At 61.2% G+C, this 21,514-nt stretch carries 24 protein-coding genes; 3 read left to right on the forward strand and 21 right to left on the reverse strand.

Going from position 1 to position 21,514, the window contains the following annotated elements:
- Positions 1-27: 27 nt before the first annotated feature.
- The 9 genes from B9A15_RS10625 to B9A15_RS10665 form a co-directional block, all read right to left on the reverse strand.
- The gene (locus B9A15_RS10625; RefSeq protein WP_084410043.1) at positions 28-447 is read right to left on the reverse strand and encodes a type II toxin-antitoxin system PemK/MazF family toxin; all 420 of its coding nucleotides are present in this window, start codon (positions 445-447) and stop codon (positions 28-30) included.
- Positions 437-679, reverse strand: coding sequence for a type II toxin-antitoxin system prevent-host-death family antitoxin (locus B9A15_RS10630; protein WP_084410044.1), 243 nt, complete (start codon positions 677-679; stop codon positions 437-439). The genes B9A15_RS10625 and B9A15_RS10630 overlap by 11 nt, the downstream gene beginning before the upstream one ends.
- A 103-nt stretch (positions 680-782) precedes the next feature.
- Positions 783-1,094 (reverse strand): single-stranded DNA-binding protein, encoded by a 312-nt coding sequence (locus tag B9A15_RS10635; protein WP_084410045.1) that lies wholly within the window; start codon positions 1,092-1,094, stop codon positions 783-785.
- 537 nt (positions 1,095-1,631) lie between these two features.
- Positions 1,632-2,519, reverse strand: a complete 888-nt coding sequence (locus B9A15_RS10640) for a helix-turn-helix domain-containing protein (protein WP_084410046.1) — start codon at positions 2,517-2,519, stop codon at positions 1,632-1,634.
- A 147-nt stretch (positions 2,520-2,666) separates the two neighbouring features.
- Positions 2,667-2,948 carry a hypothetical protein gene (locus B9A15_RS23155; RefSeq protein ID WP_139798328.1) on the reverse strand — a complete coding sequence of 94 codons (282 nt, stop codon included), beginning with the start codon at positions 2,946-2,948 and terminating at the stop codon, positions 2,667-2,669.
- A gap of 440 nt (positions 2,949-3,388) precedes the next feature.
- Positions 3,389-4,291 (reverse strand): DUF2493 domain-containing protein, encoded by a 903-nt coding sequence (locus tag B9A15_RS10650; RefSeq protein WP_084410048.1) that lies wholly within the window; start codon positions 4,289-4,291, stop codon positions 3,389-3,391.
- 962 nt (positions 4,292-5,253) lie between these two features.
- Positions 5,254-5,685, reverse strand: a complete 432-nt coding sequence (locus tag B9A15_RS10655; protein ID WP_084410049.1) for a type II toxin-antitoxin system VapC family toxin — start codon at positions 5,683-5,685, stop codon at positions 5,254-5,256.
- Entirely contained in the window at positions 5,682-5,921 is a 240-nt protein-coding gene (locus tag B9A15_RS10660; RefSeq protein WP_139798329.1) for a FitA-like ribbon-helix-helix domain-containing protein, read from the reverse strand. The genes B9A15_RS10655 and B9A15_RS10660 overlap by 4 nt, the downstream gene beginning before the upstream one ends.
- 137 nt (positions 5,922-6,058) lie before the next feature.
- Positions 6,059-6,454 (reverse strand): DUF3768 domain-containing protein, encoded by a 396-nt coding sequence (locus B9A15_RS10665; protein ID WP_084410164.1) that lies wholly within the window; start codon positions 6,452-6,454, stop codon positions 6,059-6,061.
- A 430-nt stretch (positions 6,455-6,884) separates the two neighbouring features.
- On the opposite strand from B9A15_RS10665, the gene B9A15_RS22520 reads away from it, so the two are divergent.
- Entirely contained in the window at positions 6,885-7,238 is a 354-nt protein-coding gene (locus tag B9A15_RS22520) for a hypothetical protein (protein ID WP_139798330.1), read from the forward strand.
- Positions 7,177-7,371: a PDDEXK family nuclease gene (locus B9A15_RS23820; RefSeq protein WP_170923255.1), complete on the forward strand. Its 195-nt coding sequence runs from the start codon at positions 7,177-7,179 to the stop codon at positions 7,369-7,371. The genes B9A15_RS22520 and B9A15_RS23820 overlap by 62 nt, the downstream gene beginning before the upstream one ends.
- 625 nt (positions 7,372-7,996) lie before the next feature.
- Here B9A15_RS23820 and B9A15_RS10675 read toward each other — a convergent pair.
- On the reverse strand, positions 7,997-8,260 hold the full coding sequence (locus B9A15_RS10675; RefSeq protein WP_139798331.1) for a hypothetical protein: 264 nt from the start codon (positions 8,258-8,260) through the stop codon (positions 7,997-7,999).
- Between the two features lie 201 nt (positions 8,261-8,461).
- Here B9A15_RS10675 and B9A15_RS10680 point away from each other — a divergent pair, with 201 nt between their 5' ends.
- Positions 8,462-8,992, forward strand: a complete 531-nt coding sequence (locus tag B9A15_RS10680) for a ProQ/FINO family protein (RefSeq protein ID WP_170923256.1) — start codon at positions 8,462-8,464, stop codon at positions 8,990-8,992.
- Here the strand turns inward: B9A15_RS10680 and B9A15_RS22960 are convergent.
- The 11 genes from B9A15_RS22960 to B9A15_RS10725 form a co-directional block, all read right to left on the reverse strand.
- Positions 8,962-9,114, reverse strand: a complete 153-nt coding sequence (locus B9A15_RS22960; RefSeq protein WP_170923257.1) for a hypothetical protein — start codon at positions 9,112-9,114, stop codon at positions 8,962-8,964. The genes B9A15_RS10680 and B9A15_RS22960 overlap by 31 nt on opposite strands.
- 186 nt (positions 9,115-9,300) lie before the next feature.
- The gene (locus tag B9A15_RS10690) at positions 9,301-10,332 is read right to left on the reverse strand and encodes a DUF7146 domain-containing protein (protein WP_170923258.1); all 1,032 of its coding nucleotides are present in this window, start codon (positions 10,330-10,332) and stop codon (positions 9,301-9,303) included.
- Positions 10,333-10,475: 143 nt separating this feature from the next.
- A complete protein-coding gene (locus B9A15_RS10695; RefSeq protein ID WP_084410056.1) occupies positions 10,476-14,852 on the reverse strand; it encodes a strawberry notch family protein in 4,377 nt (1,458 codons plus the stop codon).
- A gap of 702 nt (positions 14,853-15,554) precedes the next feature.
- Positions 15,555-15,677, reverse strand: a complete 123-nt coding sequence (locus B9A15_RS23630; RefSeq protein ID WP_273506684.1) for a hypothetical protein — start codon at positions 15,675-15,677, stop codon at positions 15,555-15,557.
- 2 nt (positions 15,678-15,679) lie between these two features.
- Positions 15,680-15,940 (reverse strand): hypothetical protein, encoded by a 261-nt coding sequence (locus B9A15_RS22525; RefSeq protein ID WP_139798332.1) that lies wholly within the window; start codon positions 15,938-15,940, stop codon positions 15,680-15,682.
- 179 nt (positions 15,941-16,119) lie between these two features.
- The gene (locus B9A15_RS10700) at positions 16,120-17,319 is read right to left on the reverse strand and encodes a Fic/DOC family protein (RefSeq protein WP_084410057.1); all 1,200 of its coding nucleotides are present in this window, start codon (positions 17,317-17,319) and stop codon (positions 16,120-16,122) included.
- Positions 17,316-17,507 (reverse strand): antitoxin VbhA family protein, encoded by a 192-nt coding sequence (locus tag B9A15_RS10705; RefSeq protein ID WP_084410058.1) that lies wholly within the window; start codon positions 17,505-17,507, stop codon positions 17,316-17,318. Before B9A15_RS10705 ends, B9A15_RS10700 begins: the two co-directional genes overlap by 4 nt.
- A gap of 141 nt (positions 17,508-17,648) precedes the next feature.
- Positions 17,649-17,933 carry a hypothetical protein gene (locus B9A15_RS23825; protein ID WP_425292955.1) on the reverse strand — a complete coding sequence of 95 codons (285 nt, stop codon included), beginning with the start codon at positions 17,931-17,933 and terminating at the stop codon, positions 17,649-17,651.
- Between the two features lie 295 nt (positions 17,934-18,228).
- Positions 18,229-20,373, reverse strand: a complete 2,145-nt coding sequence (locus tag B9A15_RS10715) for a ParB/RepB/Spo0J family partition protein (RefSeq protein ID WP_084410059.1) — start codon at positions 20,371-20,373, stop codon at positions 18,229-18,231.
- A 119-nt stretch (positions 20,374-20,492) separates the two neighbouring features.
- Entirely contained in the window at positions 20,493-20,918 is a 426-nt protein-coding gene (locus B9A15_RS10720; RefSeq protein ID WP_084410060.1) for a type II toxin-antitoxin system VapC family toxin, read from the reverse strand.
- Positions 20,918-21,172: a type II toxin-antitoxin system Phd/YefM family antitoxin gene (locus tag B9A15_RS10725; RefSeq protein ID WP_084410165.1), complete on the reverse strand. Its 255-nt coding sequence runs from the start codon at positions 21,170-21,172 to the stop codon at positions 20,918-20,920. Before B9A15_RS10725 ends, B9A15_RS10720 begins: the two co-directional genes overlap by 1 nt.
- Positions 21,173-21,514: the final 342 nt, after the last annotated feature.

Consider the following 21,514-nt stretch of genomic DNA (forward strand, 5'->3'; position numbering starts at 1 on the left):
GGTCCCGCGCGCCGTGCGGCCGCCTGATTAAACTCGCCCTGTCACTCGAAGTTTGCCCGCCTTACGAATGGCGAGAATGCCGCGCACGATGCTTTCTGTGAAAGCCGGGCTGAAAGCGCCCTTCGCCGTTCGTTCCTCGAGCGTATAGGACTCTTCGACGATATCGCTGTTCATCTCGTCGAGAATGATCCAAAGGCGGATATCGGTATCAAGTTTCGCGCGACGTGCCTCGATCTTCGGAATCTCAATGGCTGCGCGATCGTCGTCCGGCTCCTGCTTGGTGATGGGGGCTATGAAGACAACGTGCTTGCCTCGGTCATTCGTGACGACAACAGCGGCACAAACGTTGCGCTTTTTTCGACCTTCGGTCTCTCCACGCTTCGCCTGCCATTGCCAAAGGAAGTGATAGCCGAAAACCTGCCCGGCTTTAGGGAAGTCACCGGTCATTCAGATAGTCCTCAATGCCCCTGTCCAGCAATGCTCCTAGGTCATCGGGCATGTTCGCCACTTCGAAAGACCGCTGCGTCTTGTGGCCTTGTGTCATGGCCTCGAACGTTTCCATCGACATGATGACAAAACGCGGCTTGCGATGCTTGGTAATCGCGACGGGGGCCACTGTAGCAGCCTCGAACAGATCGCCCGTTTTGCGGGTCAGATCGGCAGCGGGGAAGCTCTTCATGACAGAAAATCCTAATTTGTTCATATATTCAGAATATACAGATTTTCTGGAAAACGGCAAGCATTGGGGCGGGCTCCAAGGCCCGCCGCGCTTGCTCTGATCCTCAGTCCTCCAGCGAGTTGAACTTGTCGACGATCAGGTCTGTCGAGAACTTGCGATTGTCGCCCTCGCCGTAGGAGCCGGAGCTGATGCGGCCTTCCACATAGACCTTATGGCCCTTCGAGACATTCTCGGCGATCCACGCGGCCATCTTCTCGTTGAAGATCGTCACCGGCACCCAGTCAGTGCGCTGCTGGCGTTTGCCTGAGTTGTCCTTGAAGCTGCGGTCCGTGGCGATCGAGACCTTGGTGGCGCCGTTGAGGACGGTGACGCTGCCGACATTGCCGAGGACGGTGAAACGGTTGACGGTGAACATGAGGCTGATCCTTTCGTGATCGGGTTTCGATGCATACGAAAGGGCCGGGCGTGAGCGCGGTCAGGCGGAATTGCGGAGGGTCCGGCGTAGCTGGAAACCGTCATTCCGCTTGACCGCATAGCGAGGGCGAAAGGCCAGTTTGCATCTCGAAGAAACCCCGGCGCACGAAGGACCAGCGACCTCGACATAACAATCGTCGACCTCGCCGCTTCTCGTCGATGGCAGCCGGCCAGTTTCGTCCGTCGCTGTCGGAATTGATCGTCAGGGATTCGAGCCAGGGAACACGGCAGCCATGGGCGCTGCATGGTGAGCGGTCGAAGACATCTCGAGACATCGCTCTGGGTCGGCATCGGGTAAAGATGGGCCGCTAAAGAAAGATTGGAATTGAACGGATCAACAGCTCCGATTGTCGGCGAAAGAACACACATAGAAGCCTGGAGAACGGAGCTTGTTCGCTTGACACAGGGGATCAGCCGCAGGATCCAAAATCGCTGCGAGTGGGCTGTAATGGAGCGTCGTGACCGTGCTGAACGGTGATCAATCGGGCGGATACTGCCCCGACCCCGCTATTATTCTTTGGCCGTTTGAATTCTCAAGGTAAGAATCATTTCTGGTTTGGTTGTTGGACGACAGATTTGTCATACCCTGAACGCTAAAAAGATCTGTGCGCGTCGCCGATGCCGGCCAACTCGCGCCGCCAAGCGTTTGCGTTGCAAAGGGCATGAAGCCTCGGCCGAAGACGCTGTCGCCAAGCCAGCGGGCGAGGCCTTTGGTCTCGGCAAAGAACGGCAGGACCTTCTCGGTGATCGTCAGAACGAGACCCAGATGGTAGCCGCGTCCGTCGCGACGGATCGATGTCTTAAGATAGCCGCAGCGTTCCAGGTCGCGGAGATAACGCGCAATCGAGCGCGTTGAGCGGCTGATCGCGCCGGCGAGCCCACCCTTCGTACAGATCGTCTCATAGCCCTTGCCGACGCGTGCGCGAATGACCTGCAGGAGCGCTTTAGCCTGCGGCGTCAGGCGATCGTCACGCGCCGCCGTCGTCGCCATCGGATTGGAATATTGCCGGCTGTCACCGGGTGCTGATCGTGTCGCTCGAGGACGCGGTGCAGGTGGCCGGGGCTGACCGGGGCCGCCGCCTTGGCCGCGCATGCCGACCGGGCCGGAGCTGGCCGGTTTATCGACCAATGCCGATCGTCGCGAGGCTTCCTCGATGGAAATCCGCCCCTCGCGATGCTCACGCCAAATCGCGGCGCGCTTTACGAAGGTTTCGTGCGGCTCTTGTTGCGTGTCGAGGCCGCTTAAGAGATCGCGCGGCGCCTGCCAGCGGGCAACAATTCCCCGTTCGGTCGCGATCGGGTTTCGATCGGACGCGTTCGCCTGCGCTCGCCTGGTGATGGGCGAACGCCATTGTTTTTCCGTCATGGTCCTTCCTTGCGCGAGGCAAAGCTAGGCCGTGGCGGGAAACCGCGATTCGTATTGACATTGTCGTTGGAAGGAGCTAACTCTGATGACGGTCAAATCATTCAGAGAAGATGCTCCGCGGCTCCCGCTTCGGGGCTTTTTCTTTGCCTATTGCGTCTCCTCGTTTTGATCCTCGTTCCAGCGCGCGAAATTTGGCATGCGCTGAAGGACGGTCGGCGTGATGGCGTCGATATTCGTGGACGCCATCACGGCGCTGATGGCGGCAGACCGCGACGGCAGACCTAAGCGAGCTTTCAAACGATCGAGCATTTGGATCTCGGTCTCGTGGAGAAAAATCTCGCTCTGCCGAAAACCCTTCTCTCGCTTGCGCATACGCAAAGCGGAGACAGCCTCAGCTCCATATGATGCAGGACGGTTCGATCGGGCCATTGCCATTCAGCCATAACTAGTAAAACGGATGCTTACGCGGCCGACTCCAAAGATTCGGTCGGTTGCAGTATCACCCCGCAATGCGATTCGGACAAGGAAGCGTCCGGCGTGCCCGGCAAGATTTTCCATTTCATGTCACCGCTACGCAATGCTCGCGACAGAAAGGCCCGATCACAGATCTCCAGTTGTAGGTGAAATCATCCCGACCCGCCTCGCGCACCTCAAAGCGACGGCTAACTTACCAATTTTGATGGTGCAGACCTTCGGTCGATCTCTGATTATGCGAGATTGCAGGGGGTTCTGGCATGACGGCCACAGAGTTCTATTTCAAGAACGTTACATTTCGTGATCAATGCCATGGCATTTCCCCGGGGGCTCATCCCGCCCCCGGTTCGGTGCTGTTCTTCAAGGTTGTGTTATTCGGAGATGGGATGGCGCCGTTAGGCGCCAATTCTCTTCACAGCGACGCCCTTCTGGCGTGCGTTGCGGATGAGCTGCTCCTGGATCCCGCCGCCTGGCGCGACGATGACGCCCTGCGGCATTTCAGCGAGCATCTGATCGTTGCGCTTGAATGGCGCGCTTCGGCCGATTGAATAGTCCGGCGTAAAGGCAACCTGGTGAACGCCACGATTGGCCGCCCAGCGGGACGCGATCAACTCGGCGCCCTTGCGGCCCCCGCCGTGCAAGAGGACCATGTCGGGATATTTCGTCTTGGCCTTGTCGAGCACGCCCCAGATCGCGTCGACATCTTCGAAGTCCTGTCCGCCGGAGAAGGCGATACGCGTGCCCTCGGGGCAGCCGGCATTCGCTTCCTTGTGCGTCTTGGCCTTGAGATACTGGCGGCCGTCCAGCGCCGCGGCCGTCGTCGCGCCGTGAGAGATTTTCGAGCCGGTGCGCGGCAGCCAAGGCTTGCCCGTGATAACCTGGAAGTGCTCGGAGGCGATCTCACGCATGGCCTCGAAGGCATTTCGGGCTTCCTCGAGAGAGCGGCACTCGTCGGTCAGGCCTTGCAGCTCGACATCCTTGATTTCGGAGCCGTCCTGCTGCCCCAAGGCGGTCTTGACCTCGCCGGCCTTGTCGTCGAGGCGCTTTTGAGTGTGGGACACCCGGCGATGGAAACCATTGACGACGCTCCACAGCATCTCCTCGGCTTCGCCCTCGAGGCGGGTTTGCAGAAAGAGGTCGGCCATGGTCTGCATGATGGCGCCGACCTTCTCGGCGACGTCTTCGGCTTCCGGCAGCGGTCGGTAGTCGCGCTCGCCTTTGCCGCTCATCACGCCAAAGAGCGCAATTTCTTCCAACAGGTAGGCGGTCGAGCTTGCGGGGTTGAGGAAAGCGTTCATGGGTTTCTCCTTCGGGTTGGGCCTTGCGGCCGGGTCCCCCCGAAGAGGTTCGACGGCGTGGCGAATGCACCGAAGGCGAGGCGTTGGCCGAGAGGCGATAGGAGCAGCCTAATTTGTTGGGCGAGGAGCCCGTCAGGGCGGGGAAATTAGGTTGATCCCGCCTTGCATTCGACGCGAGCGCGCTCTCGCGCGTCCTGTCGAGCCCAAGGAAAAGGGGATCCCGGACTGCATGGCCCTCCCGATGGTGTCCCACGAAGTTCCGATCCTCCCCGCATCGATCCGCCGCGCTTTGGGTGAATGACTTGAAGGCTGAGGAAGAAGAGAGCGCGACTGTCGCGGCGAAGCCTTCGTCGAAGGGAGCGTCACGCAGACCGTGACACACCTTCCAAACCCGCCACGGAAGATGAGGTCATGCTTGTGGCGATCATTTCATCGCGGATGTTCCAATGGAGCTGACGACAGCCGGGCAATGACAGATCGGGGCTACAGGACTCCGAACACACGAGGCTGCGGATCGACGGCAGCGGCTCTCAGGGAAGCAGCCTCTCGGCCTTGCCGGTGATCGCGTCCGAAACCCAGAACATCGCAAGCTCGAACGCGCACGGTTGCGAGGCATCCTCACGGCGCGATGTCGCATCGCGGCGATTGGAAGGGCTGGCGGACTAAGGTCGTGCAGGTAAGCACGAGCCGGGTACTCTCAAGTCGACTTCGTTCGAGCGGCAAGGACGATCGAACGGCGATCCCGCGTCCTCGGCGGTCAACGAATGGGCCGGCACAGAACGCTTGCCGGCGGCAGCACAGGAGATGTGCCGGGAATGGCCTATGGCAGCCGGTGGTGTTCACCAGCGTCACGACTAAAAACAATCGGCTGGAGCATGTCGATCGAGCACAATGATGGCGACTGATGAGGGCGACAACGAGCCATGCGGCTCAACAGCATTCGCGACCGCGCTGAAGGCTGATCACGTGTCATCGACGCGCCATGGATTGATCACGTCGACGCCCATGGCGAGGAACGGGCCGGTATCGCGGGTCGCGACCGAAAACCCTTTCGACAAAGCAATCGCGGCTATGGCGGCGTCGGCAAAGCCAGCGATTTCGCGACCTTGTCTGGCGGCATCCGCCGTATGTCTGGCGAAGAGTGATGCAGCCGCGAGATCAAAGGCCGCGATGCGCTCGGGAAACCCTTCGTCGACATAGGTATCGATCAGGTGCTCCAGGGCGGCGCGACGACGCCCCTCCGCCAATCGCGCGGCGCCGTATCTCAGCTCCGCGACCGTGATCGTCGTGAGCCAAAGCGTCGAGCGCTTTTGCGCGTTGAGCCACGCGGAGACATTTGGATCGGGGGATGATTTCATCATCTCCGAGAGGACATTGGTATCTAACACGATCATTCGAAGGATGGCGCCTCGATCCCGGATCGATCGCGCTCGAAGGTGACATCGTCCAGATCCAGATCGCGCGCCAAGGCATTCAGCCAGTCACCGAAGGGCATCTCGCCCCTTGGAAACAAGCCGGCGGTGAGAAGACGGCGTGCTTTCTCTTCCGCGCTGATCCCCTCACGCGCCGCCTCAGCTTGCAAAGCGCGATGAACCTCGTCCGGGAGGCGGCGAATGGTGATTTGAGCCATCGAGAGAATTCCAGCGATATCGCAAAATGATAGCACGTTGCGGAAGTGCTATCAAAGCAACTGGCGGCTTTTGGATGCTCCTGGAGATACGGCAAGAACCGAATGGCTTCGAGCCGTCAAATCCATCACTGGCGCGCTCAATACTCCTCCGCGAGCATAGCGGTCAGGACGCGTCGGGTCATGGCGTCATCCAGCGGGTTTTCCGAGCCAAATTCGTAGGCCGCGTCATAGGAGTCGATTTTCCAGAACACTGTGGTGTCGTCGATGGTCACGGTTCCAAAGTCGTGTTCGCCGTAAGGATCGTCATCCTTTGGGAACGTGGTCTGCAAGGCCACTGCCCGCAAAATGAGAGCGATCAGAGCGCCGCCGAGATTGCCGATGCCCTGTGTCACGACCATCCGTCCGTCGGGCGCCTCCTTCTGATCAAGAAAAAACAGGTTTCGACGAAACGCATCATTCTTGGCCGCGATCGCTTCAGCGCGCCTGAGCTTGACGAGGGATGAACCGCAAGATGAGCAGCAATCGGGGATCATATGGTCGAGGGTTTCGATCGCGCCACAAGCGGTGCATTGGAACTGTGCCATGGGAAGGCCTTTCAGAAAGAGGAGGAGGATTGAAGCCCAACGCGCTCTCGCTCGTCCTGGTTGGCTTCAGCCAATCGTCCCTCTCTCTTCCTCTCTGCTCCGGCGCAGGAGCGCCCAAGCGACCGGCACCCGGACGGGCCGAGACTTGTCGTCCTGGGCGACCATGCGGCCGCGGTCGTGCGCGGCTCGGGACGAGACGTGCGTTACCGCTCTTGGGCCGCAGGGAGACCGGGATGGGAAGGCTCGGGGAGTGCCGCTTACAGCACTACTAGGGCGCGGTCCCGCGTGAGCGCGGGATTGGCATTGATCTACACCCTTGGGATTGCAAATACGACCTCTCGTTGACGAAAAGAGCGCGGGAGATTTCATAGGTCAGAGAATGACCGACTTGAGCTTTAACACCATCGCGTTGATTGCCGTGATCGGCTTCGTGCTCTTTGTAGGGTCGATTTGGTTTGGCCGGGGGTCTTCGAAATTGAAGATCGAAAGACGCCCCTTTTTGACGAAGGCTGAAATTGAGATGCTCGGCATTCTCCAGGTGGTCTTGCCGGGCCATCATGTGTCCTACCAGGTCTCGATGGGCGCGCTTTTGAAGCCGAAGCGCGGCGTGAGCAAAAAGGAGTTCTGGCAGATCCGGGGGGAGGTTCGCGCAGAAGATTGTCGATTATGTCGTGATCGATCCGGATACGGGGCGTGTCGAGGCGGTGATCGAGTTGGACGACAAAAGCCATGACGCCGATCGGGACCGTCAGCGTGATGCGATGTTGGAGGCCGGCGATTGTCGCATCGTTCGATTTCCCTCGAAACCACGACCAAATCTCGCCATCGTTCGCGAACGCACGGCCTTCTTGACGGCCGCTGCCTGATTACGGCCCGCTAACACAATCATTGCGCAAGGAGGCTCGAGGCGAAGTCGGGGGGCGACGAGCGTGACAAGCCCGCTCTTGAACTGTCGATCATGCGAATACCCCTCATTCGAGGGGATCGCTGAGGATCGCTTCGAGCTCTGCTTCCGCCTTGGCGAGTTCCGCGATGATCCACTGACGCTCTTCGCGCTCGACGGCATTCCGCGCTCGGCGCGCAGTTCCTCGATGTGCTGTTCGATAAGCATCGTCATCTCCTTGAGAGTGTGAAAGATGACGAGCGCGACGGCGGGGGCTGGAAGGGGTCAGGGATCGCGGAGCGACCGGCATAGCCGGCGAGTGGAGGAGCCGATTTTGGTGTTGCGGAGCAACGCGGAGCGGCGGCGAAATTGGAGGGACCGCTCGTCCTTGAGGCCTTTCAGGCGCCGCCGTATCCTTGGCCGACTGAGCAGGCAAAGATTCCTGGCACTGGAACCGCGAAAGAGGGCCGTCCGGCCTCGATGGCCGGTCGGTCCTCAGCGTCCGGGTTCGGGAGATTGCAGATTGTCAGGTGGGGAGTGGCTGTCGATCGCGGCGGGAGCGAAAGCCGGATGAGACAAGGCCCTCCGAGGCGGGCCTTGCAAAAGCGCTATGAGAGCAGCTTGAAGCCGGCGAGGATGATGGCGGTGAACGTCGCGAAGGTCCCGATGGCCCAGAGGATTTGGCGATTGATCGCGGCGTTGATCTTCGTTTCGAAGCGCTCGGCGATGAGATCCAGGTCTTGCTTAGATGCCATGTCTTGTTCCGCTTCGTCGTAGGCCTCGCCGATCTTCGTGGCGGCGATCACGGCGTTCTCGTGCTCGATGCCCGCGCCGGTCAAACCTTCCACGATTTTGAGCCGGTCGATCTTCATGAGGGTCTCCAAAATATAAGTGGCTTTCGATGCGGGACCAATCCCCGCGAAACCTGGCTGAGCTGGGGAGCGCGCGGCCGCACCCGAAGGGTCGCAACGTGAGTGAAGAACCGCGAAGCGATTGCGGTGGCGCGATCTTCGGCTAAGGGTTCGCAATCTCGGGATTGGCTGGCTTTGAAAGCGCTTTGGAAGGAGACCCTCTTGAACGACGCGCGAATCGCGAAGGTGACCAAGCCGGCGGAGACATGGCCAGGAAAAGCCACGCAGACGAGCGAGCGAAAACAGAGTCAGGACGCGCCGCGAGGTTCTTGGGCGCAATCGAAAGGACCGATCACGGCCGACGGCCAAGCGAAGCGCCTGGCCGCTGAGATCAACTCCTATCTTACCGAGCCTGCTGCGGTCTTGCCGTCCGCTGCGGACGCGGTGATGAGGCCCTTCATCAAGGGAATGGGCTCAGCCCTTCATGCGAGACGCCGGCCCCAGGTGTCTTCTCGCGATCTGGCAAAGGCGGTTCGCGTCTATACCAGCAACACGTCCTATCTCCTGGCCGCCGCGCAGCCGGACTCGATGCGCCATGACATCGACGGAGCGCCCGTCGAGCCCGTGAACGAGGAGGACCGAGACTATTCGCGCAAGCGCTTCTTAGAAAGAATGGCGACGAAGCGAAAGGCTCGCGCGGACAAAGCGGCGGCGTCCGGCAATCAGCCGCCCGACCGGACCGGCTCACCCTGATAATCTGGCACCCGAACCGAATTTGGTTCGAGCGCTTGCGATCCGGTCACGGTAGCGGCCGCATCGCTCGGAACGAGAAGGCCGGTCGACACGGCCGCGTAAAATCCGATGGCGGCGATCATGAAAAGGCATCCTTCAATGAGGTCGAGCGTGGTTTCCGGCACTTTCGACGTCTCGCTTCCTGATTCCTCGAACACAAGCATAAGACGTGATAGCCTAATGCTGAGTTATTGGAATCATTCGCCTTTCGTCAGATGCGACATCCTGCTCATCAAGACATGGTCGCCCGCCATCATGTCCGCTCAACCTCATGCGGGGCCCATGCCGGGCCTGGCGAAGGCCTCGACGATCGGACCGATCTCGTGGAGCATCCGACCGTAGATGAATTCCTCGCCGATATCCGTAAGGTCGTCGTTGAAGTCATTAAACACGGGGCCGTGGATGACGACGCGACGGCCGCTCTTTCGGGCTCGCCGCGCAAGCCGGGCGGCGCCGAGACGGCCAGCCTCATCCTCGTCGTGGAAGATCCACACCTCGGCGACGTGGTCTGGAATCTCGAACAGGCCGAGATGCGTCGCGGTCAGGCAGGCCGCAAGCGGAAGATACGGCAGCACGGTCCCGACCGACAGCATGGTCTCAAGCCCTTCGCCGCAGCCGAGCACACTGTCGCGGCGGCCAAAGCGCACGGCGTTGCCATAAAGCGTGCCCATGACGCGCTTGGGGTCTTCCAGGTCGGCAACGCAGCGCCGCTCGACATCGAGCCAGGTCCGCGCGACCCCGGTCGTGCGCCCGGCATTGTCGGTGATCGAAGCCAGCATGGCCGGTTCGGGCGACATCTTCGATCCTCTGGGGGCGCGATAGAAGACGTTCGGATGCCAGGCCAGCGCGCGGCCGAAGCGGCGGATGCCGCGGTTCTTGAGGTACGCTTCGACGGGTGTTCCGGCGATGGGCTTGCCAGTGCCGAGGAGGCGGCGGGCCTTTTCCTGTAAGTCGCTCTGTTGGATCGCCGGCGTCTTGGCGCTGGGTTCGACGCGTTGGGCGTCGGTATGGCCGAGAAAGGCTCGCGCTTCACTCGCGACATCCGCAAAATCCGACAGCCCCTTCACATGGGCGATAATGTCGAGAAGGTCGCCGAATTCCGCTGTAGCGTAGTCCCGCCATTTGCCGGCGGAGCGGCCGCAGCGATCGGCGAGCCGCACCCGCATGCTCTGGCCGGGTGTGCCAGTGGCATCACCAACGGCCCAATAGTCTCCTTGAAGCGTTCCATCGGGCAGATAGGCCCGACAGAACGGTTCGGCGCGCGCGGCCAGTGCCTCTGCCAAGTCCGATGCGCTTTCCATGGTCCTCATCCCTCGGGCTCGGCGCGCGCGAAACGTCTCGCGCGCGGCGGATGCCGAACTCTCCGTCGACGCCTTCGCCTCAACCGGTCCTGTCTCTGGCTCTTGGCGGGACGCGCCGCGACCGCCGTCGCGGCCGTCATCGCTCAGGCCGCGATCGCTTCCGGCGCAGGCTCGAGTGGCTGGAACGCGTCCATCACCGCCGTCAGAACCGTGAGATCCATCAACGGAATAAAGGCGCGGGTTTTCCAGGAAATGATTTCCGTGCGGCATCCGAGGGACTTGAGGTGCTTCAGGGTGTCAGGCGTAAAGCCTACCACCTCCAGTCGATAAGCGTCCATAACGCGCGACTTCCTCAAGTTGAGAGTGTTGCCGATCGGCACGGTCGCGCCCCGATCCATCACTGCGACCCGAGCCTCCTTCGGCGTCAGGGTCACGGTTCCGTCGAGACCGAGCTTGGCGTAGACCGCGCCGAGCTGTTCGGGCGTCACGAGACGGCCGATGACACGCTCCCCGTCGTCTGTCTGAAGACGGTAGACGCGCATGTTCTCCTCGGGAAGCCGATCCCAGATCGGCAGAAGCAGCCCGGACACGATGATGATGCGGGAGGTGGCGAACTCGGGAACGGCCGCGACCTCGGCATTCCAGGCGGTCTCGAAATCGGCGTCGGGCACCGGCTTCCAATGCGAGGCCTGCATTTCGAGAAGAAGCATGGAGTCCGTCGTCATCGGCCGATAGAGCTTGACCCGCTCGATGACATTGCCGTCGTCGCTCATGAGACCCGACGACGGAAGCTCGAGTGCTGCTCGGCCAGACTGCTCGTTGACGAGAAGGCGGGCGTCGCAGTGCTGCTTGGCCATCTCGCGCACGTCATCGAGCGTCAAAGGACGGTTTCGCTGGACCTCCTCGACGGTCAGCGCCGTCGTCTTGGCGCCGGAGGCGGCTTCGAAGATATCCCGACGCTCGACGATCTTGAAGCTTTCGGCCGTCAAAGTCTCCAAGCCAGCATCATAGGTGCCGCCGGCGATCGCCGCCTGAACGATGTCGTCGAGGATGCCGGTGAACTCCGCGAAGATCGCGTTCTGGTCCGCGATCCGAAGCGCAAGGCAGCGGTTGAGGAAGCGGCTGATCGGTGGCAGTTCCTCCTTTAGCATTCCATCGGAGTCCAGAAGGTCTAGGCCGGTCATCTCTTGGAACCGCGTTAGCGAACACGCCTTGATCGCGCCGGTGTAAAGGGCGGCAAAGAAGCGCCGTAGCGCAAGTCGCGCATAGGTGCTTTCGAGATTGTCCTCGGCGCGGAACATCCCCTGACCGCCGGTCTGACGCTGGCCGCGTGTGATCGCACCCAACGTGTCGAGACGCCGGGCGATCGTCGACAGGAAGCGCTTCTCGCCCTGGACGTTGGTGGCGCAGGGCCGAAAGAGAGGAGGTTGGGCCTGGTTGGTGCGGTGGGTTCGGCCGAGACCCTGGATCGCGTTGTCGGCACGCCAGCCGGGCTCAAGCAGGTAGTGGACCCGCAGACGCTGGTTCTTGGCCGAAAGATCGGCGTGATACGACCGGCCCGTGCCGCCGGCGTCGGAGAAGATCAGAACCTGCTTGTCGTCGTTCTGGAAGGCCGATGTTTCCGAGAGGTTGGACGAGGCTGGGCGATTGACGACCTTGAGCTTGTTGTCGCTCGTCTTGATAATACGCCGCGAGCGGCCGGTGACTTCGGCGACGACCTCCGTCCCGAAATGCCAGATGAGCTGATCCAGGGCGGACTGAACCGGCGCGAGGGCGCCGAGCTTTTCGATCATGGCGTCGCGGGACGCTTCGGCTTCGCGGCAGAAGACCGGATTGCCATCGGGATCAACCACGGGCTTCGAACGCAGAACGCCGTCCTCGTCGGTGTAGGGCTCGAAGAGCTGCGTCGGAAAGGAATGGACGAGATAGTCCATGACGTACTCGCGCGGCGTGACGTCGACCTGGAGATCGCCCCATTCGGATGCGGGGATGTCGGCAAGGCGCCGTTCCATCAGGGATTCAGACGTCGACACGATCTGCACGACGGCAGCGTGGCCGGCGACGAGATCCGCCTCGATCGACCGGATCAGGCTCGGACACTTCATCGTGCAAATCAGGTGCGAGAAGAAGCGCTGCTTGTTCGACTCGAAGGCCGAGCGTGCGGCGCTCTTGGCCGCAGGGTTCAAGGTGCCCTCGTCGCTGGTGACGCCGGAGGCCGCCAGCGCTCTTTCGAGATGCGAATGGATCACCTGGAAGGCGTCGGCATAGGAGTCGTAGATCTCCACCTGGGCCGGCGTCAGCTCATGGACGAGCATGTCATACTCGACCCCGTCATAGGAGACCGAGCGTGCGGTGTAGAGACCGAGCGCCTTAAGGTCGCGGGAGATGACCTCCATCGCCGCGATGCCGCCCGCTTCCATCGAAGAGACGAAGGCCGAACGTGTCGTAAACGGGAAGTCGCCGGTGCTCCATAGACCGAGACGCGAGGCGTAGGCGAGATTGGCGACTTCCGTCGCGCCGGTGGCCGACACATAGAGGATGCGAGCGCCGGGCACGGCGTCCTGAAGAAGCAGCCCGGCTCGACCCTGTTGCGACGGCTTTTTCTCGCCGCGCTCCGAGCCCGATGCGGCCGCGTTTGCCATGGCATGGGCCTCGTCGAAGGCGATGACGCCGTCGAAATTCTCACCGAGCCAGTCGGTGACCTGTTTCAGGCGGCTCGCCTTGATGCGGTCGCCATGCTGTCGCTCGGCCGAGCGAAGCGTGGCGTAGGTCACGAACAGGATACCCTCACCGAGCCGAATTTCGGAGCCTTGCGGAAAGCGCGACAGGGGCACGATGTCGGAGGCAGCACCGCCGAGCGCGGTCCAGTCGCGCTGTGCGTCCTCGATCAGCTTATCCGACTTCGACAGCCAGATCGCCTTGCGACGACCCTGAAGCCAGTTGTCGAGGATGACGCCGGCGACCTGCCGGCCCTTGCCGCAGCCAGTGCCGTCGCCGAGGAAATAGCCGCGGCGGATTTGCCGCCCCTCGCCGCTTGCCGCCCGCACCAGCTCACCGGTGTCGGGGTGACGCGCCCATTCGCCCTTGAGAAAACCCGACTGCGCTTCGCCCGCATAGACGATGGTCTCGATCTGAGCGGCTGAGAGAACGCCATCCTTCAAAAGCCGCGCCGGCAGAACCGGCCGATAGGTCGGCAGGGGCGGCGCGACGGAGGCCATGGCCGCCGACTGCACGAGCTGGGTCGGATGTTCGGGCGCGCCCTCGATGTCGATGCTTTGAACATCGTAGGGCTCGTAGAGCGAAGCGGTCAGCGCCTTGGTGGTTGGCGCCCACGCCTTCGGCAAATAGTCGACCGGGGCCGTCTCGACCCCATCGAGCTTGTGCTTGTTGCGCTCGAGGGCGAGTTCCTGCGTTTCGGCGCGGGCTTGTTCTCGGAGATCCTTGAGGCTGCGTGTCACCGATTTCGGGGACGCAGCGGCAGGAATCGAAGCAGACCTAGCGCATGGCCGCTCGACACGAGCGGGGCAGCGGCTTTGAACGAGAGCGAGAAGATCGGACGGCTTGCAGGGCACGACATCCTGACAGCCTGAGAAATCAGAGACGTCGGTCGCCGGCACCTTGTCGAAGACCGTCAGGCGGGTTTCGATCGTCGTGCCGTGACGGGCATAGGCCGTACCGGCGATCGGCGCGGAAAAGACGAGGCGTCCAACCGACTGAAGCTCTTCGAAGGCATCACGCCAGGCCGGGTTCGCGGGCGAAAAGCTTTCGCCGGTGATGGTCACCAAACGTCCCTTGGGAGCCAGGCGCTGAAGAGCAGAACGGATATGCCGCGCGGTGCCGGCCTTGTAGCGCCCTTCGACCTTGGGCGAGGCCGAAAAGGGCGGGTTCATGATGATGACGGAGGGAACGAGGCTCGGATCGAGCCGATCATGGATCGTCGCGGCGTCGAAGCGGGTCACCCCGTCGGTCTCGAAGAGCTGTGCCAGAAGCTCGGCTCGGAGTTTGGCATATTCGTTGAGGACGAGGCGAGCGCCGGCATTGCGCGCGAAGATCGCCAGCATGCCGGTGCCGGCGGAAGGCTCCAGCACGAGATCATTCTCGTCGATCGCGGCGGCCTCGGCGGCTGCGAGAGCGATCGTGAGGGGCGTCGAAAACTGCTGAAGGACTTGAGCGTCCTCCGAGCGTTTCGTCTGGGTCGGCGCGAGACCGGCAAGGCGCTCGATCATCGCGAGGAAGGCCTCCACCGAACCGGCCTTGCGGCGCATCGCGGCGCCGAACTTCTTCAGGAACAGGAGCTGTGCGACTTCGGTCGCTTCATAGGCATCCTTCCATGTCCAGAGACCGTCGGCGTCCGATCCACCGAAGGCGGCCTCCATGACACCGCGTTGGTTCTTGGCATCAATCCGCCGGCCCTGCTCCAAGGTGCGGGACAAAGCGGTTCCCGCCTGGAAGATTGCGCGGTGGGCGGGAATGCTGGCGGCTTCGAGGAAGAGGCTGGGTGTTGCTTCGGAAAGGGTCATCGAAGGGCTCCATCGTTTGGAAGGATTGGCGCCCCGCCGGCTCTCTCTCGACCCGGCGAAGGCTTGCCCTTCGCGGCCCTTCTCTCTCCTCTCTCTTCAACGGCTGGACATCGATACCCGTCACAGGACGCACGATCCCGTTTGGCCACTCGCTCAGCGGCGCGACCGTTTCGGATTGGCGATTGTTTTGAAGCCCTCCGCCGAACGCCGCCGCGTTCAGGCCGGGCTATCGGTCAATCGGACACCGAGACCATCCCAACTGGCGCTTTGGCGTCCTCTGGAATGCCAAGCTCTTTCCGACGCTGGAGGATGCGGTCGGCTAAGGCGCGAACCTGCCTCTCAATCGAATCCAACATGGTGCAGACCAAACCCCGATCTTCGTCCCCCGGCTTAAAACTACTTGCACTTTAGGGTGGCAACAATCGCCAAGACGCGCCAATGAAATCGGCGAGGCAAAGAGGGTTGATCGACGGCAAATCCGTCCACGAAAAAAGGGCCTCGGAAGGCCCTTCGATGCGACGCTACTTTCGCAAATCCATCTGGCGACGTTCGAAATATGAACGCACCCACAAGCGAGCGAGGGAAATGATCACGATGGTGAAGACTGACGTCGCGATGGAGCCAAGAAAGAAGCCAACGATAAAATCATTCTCGTGCGTCATAATCTGTGTATTGCTGTCGCTGCGAACTCACCATGCCATCTCATGGCGACTTGCCGTATTTTCGATCCATCCGCTTGCTGGCAATATGAACTCCAATTGCCAACGCAACCGAAATTCCGGCTGCGATCAAGCCGACGATGATCTCCGGGGGTAAACTGCTCATAGTCAGTCCTCCGATCTCAAATAGCCGAGAATATAGGATCCGGCCGCGACACACAAAATAGCCGTTCCAGGCGCTCCAGCGATAACCCAGCCCGACGGTCTTTCCGTCTCGTTATCGGAGACGAAGCGCAAGACACCGAAGCCGATCACACCGAGACCCAAACTATTGCTGAAACTCGCATAACTCTTGATCCTCTCGTTCCAACGTCGATTTTTGAGTTTATTCAGTGCGTGGTGAACGCGATCTGGGGTTTCGTCGTTCAAATCATGGGCCCTCCAGGGATTCGGTTTCGGACGTTTCGCCTGGCTCTGTCAGCCGAAGGCTCGCCTCGTCATCCCTGCCTCTCCTCTTCAGGAGAGCCGGTTTTAATTGCTCAATGATAGAGTCCGCCTCAAATCTTACTTCTGGTTTTCGTCCGAGATTCGCTGCGTCCGGGCTGACACTACCGAGCGATCCCGTATCCTCGATTGATGGGACGACCGGTCGCGTGCGCAACCGCGTGATCAGGCAAATCCCGACTATGGCCGCGACCATGTTCAATGTTGTCGCGGATCATCTCCGCGGCGTTTGCAACGGCTGCATCTCGTTTGGGATGATCCACACCCAGTTCGTGGTCGATCGTCTTGATCGCTCGCTCCAAGGCGTCATGGGCGCGTGTGAGGACGTCGTTACCCTCGGCGATGCTGCGGTCCTTCGGATTGAAACGTCGGGCAAGTTCCTCCGGCGTCAGATCCTGCGTCACGCTCCTGTTGTACTCGGCTTTCAAAGCCTCCTTAAGAGGTGTCGAGCTGACAAAGCTCACCTTGCCCGCCAAATCGGGGACCGGAACGTCGCGCGAAGGTGCGACGATCAGGTGATTTTGCGAAACGATAATGCCAGTCAGCGCCGCATTGCCGGCAAACCTTTGCCCGGCGATCTTTTGTCCCTCAGCGGCCACCTCGACATTATAGGCCTGGGGATTGAGCCCCTGTGTACGCAAGCTATCGTAAGCTTTGGCCAGAGCGTAATGACGCGCCGGATCGGCGGCATCCCGCAGGATCGAGACCATGTCGGGCGCGTCCGGATCGGCAACGGTTGCCGTCGATGCGTCGGTCATGCGTGTGCGGGTGATGACCCGCAGATCAAGTTCTATGCCCGAAGCACGCGCAATGTCCTCGACGAAGGCGCGCTGGGTACGGCCATTGCCTTCACGAAACGGATGCACGTAGTTCAACTCGCCGAACATCTTGCCGGCGACCTTGGCGAATGTCTCTCGATCATTGCCAAGATCACCGTTCCCCGGCACGTCCTTTATCGCTTCGGCAAAGCCGTAGTCGAAGCGCGACTGAGCAAGAAACGTGGTCGTGCCCTTGGTGAGGAACTCGACCGGCTCATAGGTGACGTCACCGACCGAAAACCGCTCGTTCCGCATATGGCCGGCCCAAGGATAGACGTCCTGGAAGATGAAGCGATGGAGCTTGGAAAGATGGTCCCGGTCAAAGGTCGGATGTGGGCCTCGGCCCATTCGCAATTCAGCAATGCGGGCGGCCGTCAGGTCCGCCTCGCGTTGGCGAACGAAATCGGCGTCGTCGGAATCGAAATTGTTGTGCAGTACGCCGGAAGGGCGAGCGTAGCTGTCCCTATCGCCGAGCGTGTCGCTCATTCGGAGGGCTCCGCCGCGAGAATTTTGGCCCGGTATTCGTCGAAGGTCAGCTTGCCCTTGGCGACGTCCTCGAGCAGTGCGGCCGCGTTCGGGGATACCGTAAGGCCCTCAAGAGCAAGGCTATGCTTTGCATGAGAAATCGCGTCGCGGCGGCGAGCGACTTCGGCTTCTTCATAGTCGTCAGTCATGAATTTCAGCTCCAGAATTACCGATCGATTATACGCCAGGTCAGCATGGCAATGCCACTTTGAGATGCGGCTTGACGCGGTATCATTCCTTGAAGTCGGAGGGCGCCCGGCTGGAGACTGTGTCGGGCGCTCCCCGTAAATCTATGCGGCCTTGGCCGCAATCATGGCTTCGCCGATGGTTGCAGTGCCCTCCTCATTCGTCACCGGACACAAGACCGCATTCGGATAGCCGTGAACGCTCAGCCACGCCTCTGCGCTGGCTTGGTCGGGCGCCAGATGAACGAGTTCTGCCCGATCGCCTGGGCGGTCAAAATTCCGCACGGAACCGACCGCCGGCGCCTCGACGACCTTGAAGGTCAAGGCACTATCGACACCGAAAGTCCGTTGGACGCGGATGACGACGATCCCATCGCGCCGTAGTCGCATTCATGGAGCGTGAACGCGGCGGGAATCGTGCTGCTCGTCAGCACTGTCGCCACAGCTTTGCTGATTAGCCGCCCCTGAGAGTTGCGGGTTTTCCAGCTCGCGAGCTTCTTGTTGTGCCGCTCGGGTGGACGCGGCGTGCCGTCCGACTAGGAGACGATCGAGCCCAAAGGCACGTGGTCGAAAATCATGGAAGCAGACATGAGTGTTTTCCTTCTTCGAATATGAGGGAAGCCGCCGCCGGAATCCGGCGGCGGGTGAGAAGGCAGCGGCCTGGCCGCTGGGATGATGGAAGGGTTCAGGCGGCGTCGGTCGTCAGAAAGGCCGGAAGAGCTGTGTCGTCCTCGTCGCCGTCGTCACCGGCAACCGGTGCTTCCTGATCGTCGCCGAGAGCTTCAACCTCGACGGCCGGTTCCTCGGCCGGATCAGCTTCGGAGGCCTCGGCGATCTCCGCCGAAAAGCCCATGCCATCCGGCAGCCACCGCGCGGTCCGGCTGGCCTTGTCCTGGCTGAGGCCGGCGCGAGCTTGACCGTCCTCGGAGAAGGCCCGCTCCATGATGTCTGCGAGCGCGCCCTTCTTGTAGCTCTTGTGATCCTCGGCCCATGCCTCGCTGACGGTCTCGCGTGCGGCCGTCATCATGTGGTCCTTGGTGACGCGGCCGAAGAAGTTCCCGGCCGTCGGACGCCAGCACGCGGCGACATCGACGCCGAGCCGGTTGCCGGCGGCCTCGAACACCGGATCGGCACGATGATCGACCGAGAGCTGCTGCGTCAGACCGTGCGAGGCCGCAAAGGCGAACAAAGCCTGCTTGTCATCGGATGGCAGAGCCGACATTGCCGCGAAATCTTCCGGCTTCGGCAGGTTCATCCAGTCGAGCCGAAGGTTGGCCTTCAGCGTCTCGAGCATCCGCTCTGCGACCGTCCCCTCAAGGTGCGGCCGCGACGCCGTGACCATGACTGGCGTTAGTTTGACGTCGATCGGCTTTCCCCTGCTGAGGTACGAGCCGAAGACGCCCTGGCACATGGAGTAGAGCATCAGGTCGAACGCCACGCTGAAATCGCCGGCAAGGTGTGCCTGGGTAATCTGATGGCGAATGGCCCTCAGATCGTCAGCGAGCGCACCGGTCAAGCCCGCGTCCTTCAGCGCGACGGTCTGAGGGTTGTCGATCTTGCCGTCAGCGCTGACATGGCTGGCAACAGCGCGCGGCGGCATGATACGAAGTGCGGGTTCCTTGGCTTCAGCATCCGGGACATACGCTGCCGCCTTATCGCCTTCGTCCTCGGTCTGTGGCGCCGGCATGTCTTCGGGCCGGATCAGGCCGGCCTCGATGCGGATCGTGCCGCCATGGTCGATTGCGACGAGACAGCCTGCAATGGCTTTTACCTCGTCGGTGTAGATTTCGACGGGTGCAAAAGCAGCGTCGATTTCCTCCCAGCGGGCATTCAGCCGCTCGATATCCTGCTCGTCCTCCGCTGTCAGCTCGTCCAACTCACCATAGGCTTTAAGCTTTTCCTCGATCTCGTCCCATTCCTGCTGGAGTTCAGGACTCTCCAGTTCGACGACCTCCGGGTAGACCCGGCCGTAAGGGGAGGCCGCGTCGTAGGGCAGGTCGATCATGACTTCAGCCCAGCGCCATTCCTTGCGCAGCTCAGCCGCCCTCTCCTCAAGCTTGGCGATCGCCAGGGTTTCGACGAGGTCGCGATCATTGAGATGGACGCTATCGTGGTTGCTGAAGAGATCGCGCGTGACAATGCCGCCAGCGGCTTCATAGGCTTCAATGCCGACGAAACGGCCAAGCCGGGAACTGGCCGAAACAAACGTCTCGGTCAGTGTCTGGCGGATCTGATGGACAGCGTGATCGCCCCAGTGAAAATACGACCGAACGCGCTCCAAAATCTCGCGCTGACGATCATGGCTGTCGGACACGGCAAAAGCCTGAATAACTTCCAGACGGATTTCGCCATCCCGATAGAGCGCGACGATCTCCGGCGCAACGCGAGCAAGCTTCATGCGCTGGGTCACATGCTTCACCGTCGTGCCGAAACGGTCGGCAACGTCCTCAACGCTGGCGCCGCCCTCGATCAGGCGATTGAACGCCTCGAACTCGTCGGCCGGGTGCATGCCGGCGCGTATGACGTTTTCGACGAGCGAGAGTTCGATGGCTTGGTCCGACTCGCTGATCGTGCAAGGAACCTTGTAGTCGGCTTCGATGACACCCTTGATGAGAAGCTGGCACAGGGCGTTGAAGCGACGGCCGCCCGCGTAGACGAGAAAGCGGCCGTCCTCCGCGTGCTCGACACCGAGATTCTGCTGCAGCCCATGGGCGGCGATCGACGCCTCCAGTGCCTCATCCTCGGCCTTGGTGACGCTGGCCTTGCGCACGTTCTTCGGTGAAAGGTCGAGCTGAGAAAGGGCGATCTTGCGAATGGTGGTGGACTTCATCGGATCATCTCCTGATCGCGACGAGCCGGGAAAGCCACTCTCTCCCTGTTGAGCCCGTCAACCGGGCTCCCCTTCCCTCTTCCTCTTTGCGGTGCCTCCACCGCTGCAATCGTCAGACGCTAACCGCCCAACGTCGCTGACGTCCATGGGTCAAGAAGCTCGACGCTGGTGTCTTGAAAATCCCTGACATTGCGCGTGACGACCGTCATGCCATGCACGAGACCCGTGGCAGCAATAATCGCATCGTGATCCGACTTCGGATCGGGAACATGAAGCTCGGCCGTGCGGAGCGCGACGCCTGAATCGAGTGGAAGGATGCGGCCGTCGAACTGATCCAGAAGCTGTTCGACCCAGGATCGGATCGCCACACCCTGCACCTTGTCGCGCCGTTCCAGGCGCAGCGCGCCGAGATGGACTTCAAGAATGGTGATCGTCGAAAGATAGAAATTGGCAATCGACCACGAACTCGCCCAATGACGCACGGCAGGATCGGTCCGATCGGGCCGTCGCAGCTCCGAAATCACGTTCGTATCGAGGAGGAACATCAGAACTCCGGGACACGATGCAACGGCGTCGCGATCGGTTCCGGCTCGAAGTCGATGTCAGCGCTGGCCGGATGTGCGAGAGCAGCGAGCAGCGAGGTCTCCTCACCGCGGAGCCGATGATAGTCCTCGATTGTGAGGAGCACATGGGCGGCCCGTCCGCGATCGGTGATGAAGACCGGCCCCTGTTGCGCGGCCTTCTTCGCGCCGGCAGTGTCCTGATTGAATTGCCGGCTGGTCATGGTAACGATCGGCATGGCCATTCCTTATTGTAGTTACTTCACTACATAGCGCCGCGAAACGATCGTGGCAATCTATAGGATGGTAGCTCAGCCAAGACGTTACTGAGCGAAGCAATTCGTCGCCACCGCCGCATTCTCTCCAAGCCCTTCCACCCTGGCTCCCGTTTTATCGTCCCTTTCAGACGCTTACTGATCTGGCAGGCGCGACCCGATATCGGTCTGGCTGAAATCGTCGCCCTTGTAGAGCAATCCGATGCCAAGCGCTTTCGTGCTCGCAACGACCGCAGACACACGTCGGGCACCGGGCCAGATAAGGTCGTCGCCCCGCGCCTGCGGCGCGGGGGAGGTGCTTTTGTC

It is taken from the genome of Fulvimarina manganoxydans (genome assembly GCF_900176465.1).
Lineage (GTDB): Bacteria > Pseudomonadota > Alphaproteobacteria > Rhizobiales > Rhizobiaceae > Fulvimarina > Fulvimarina manganoxydans.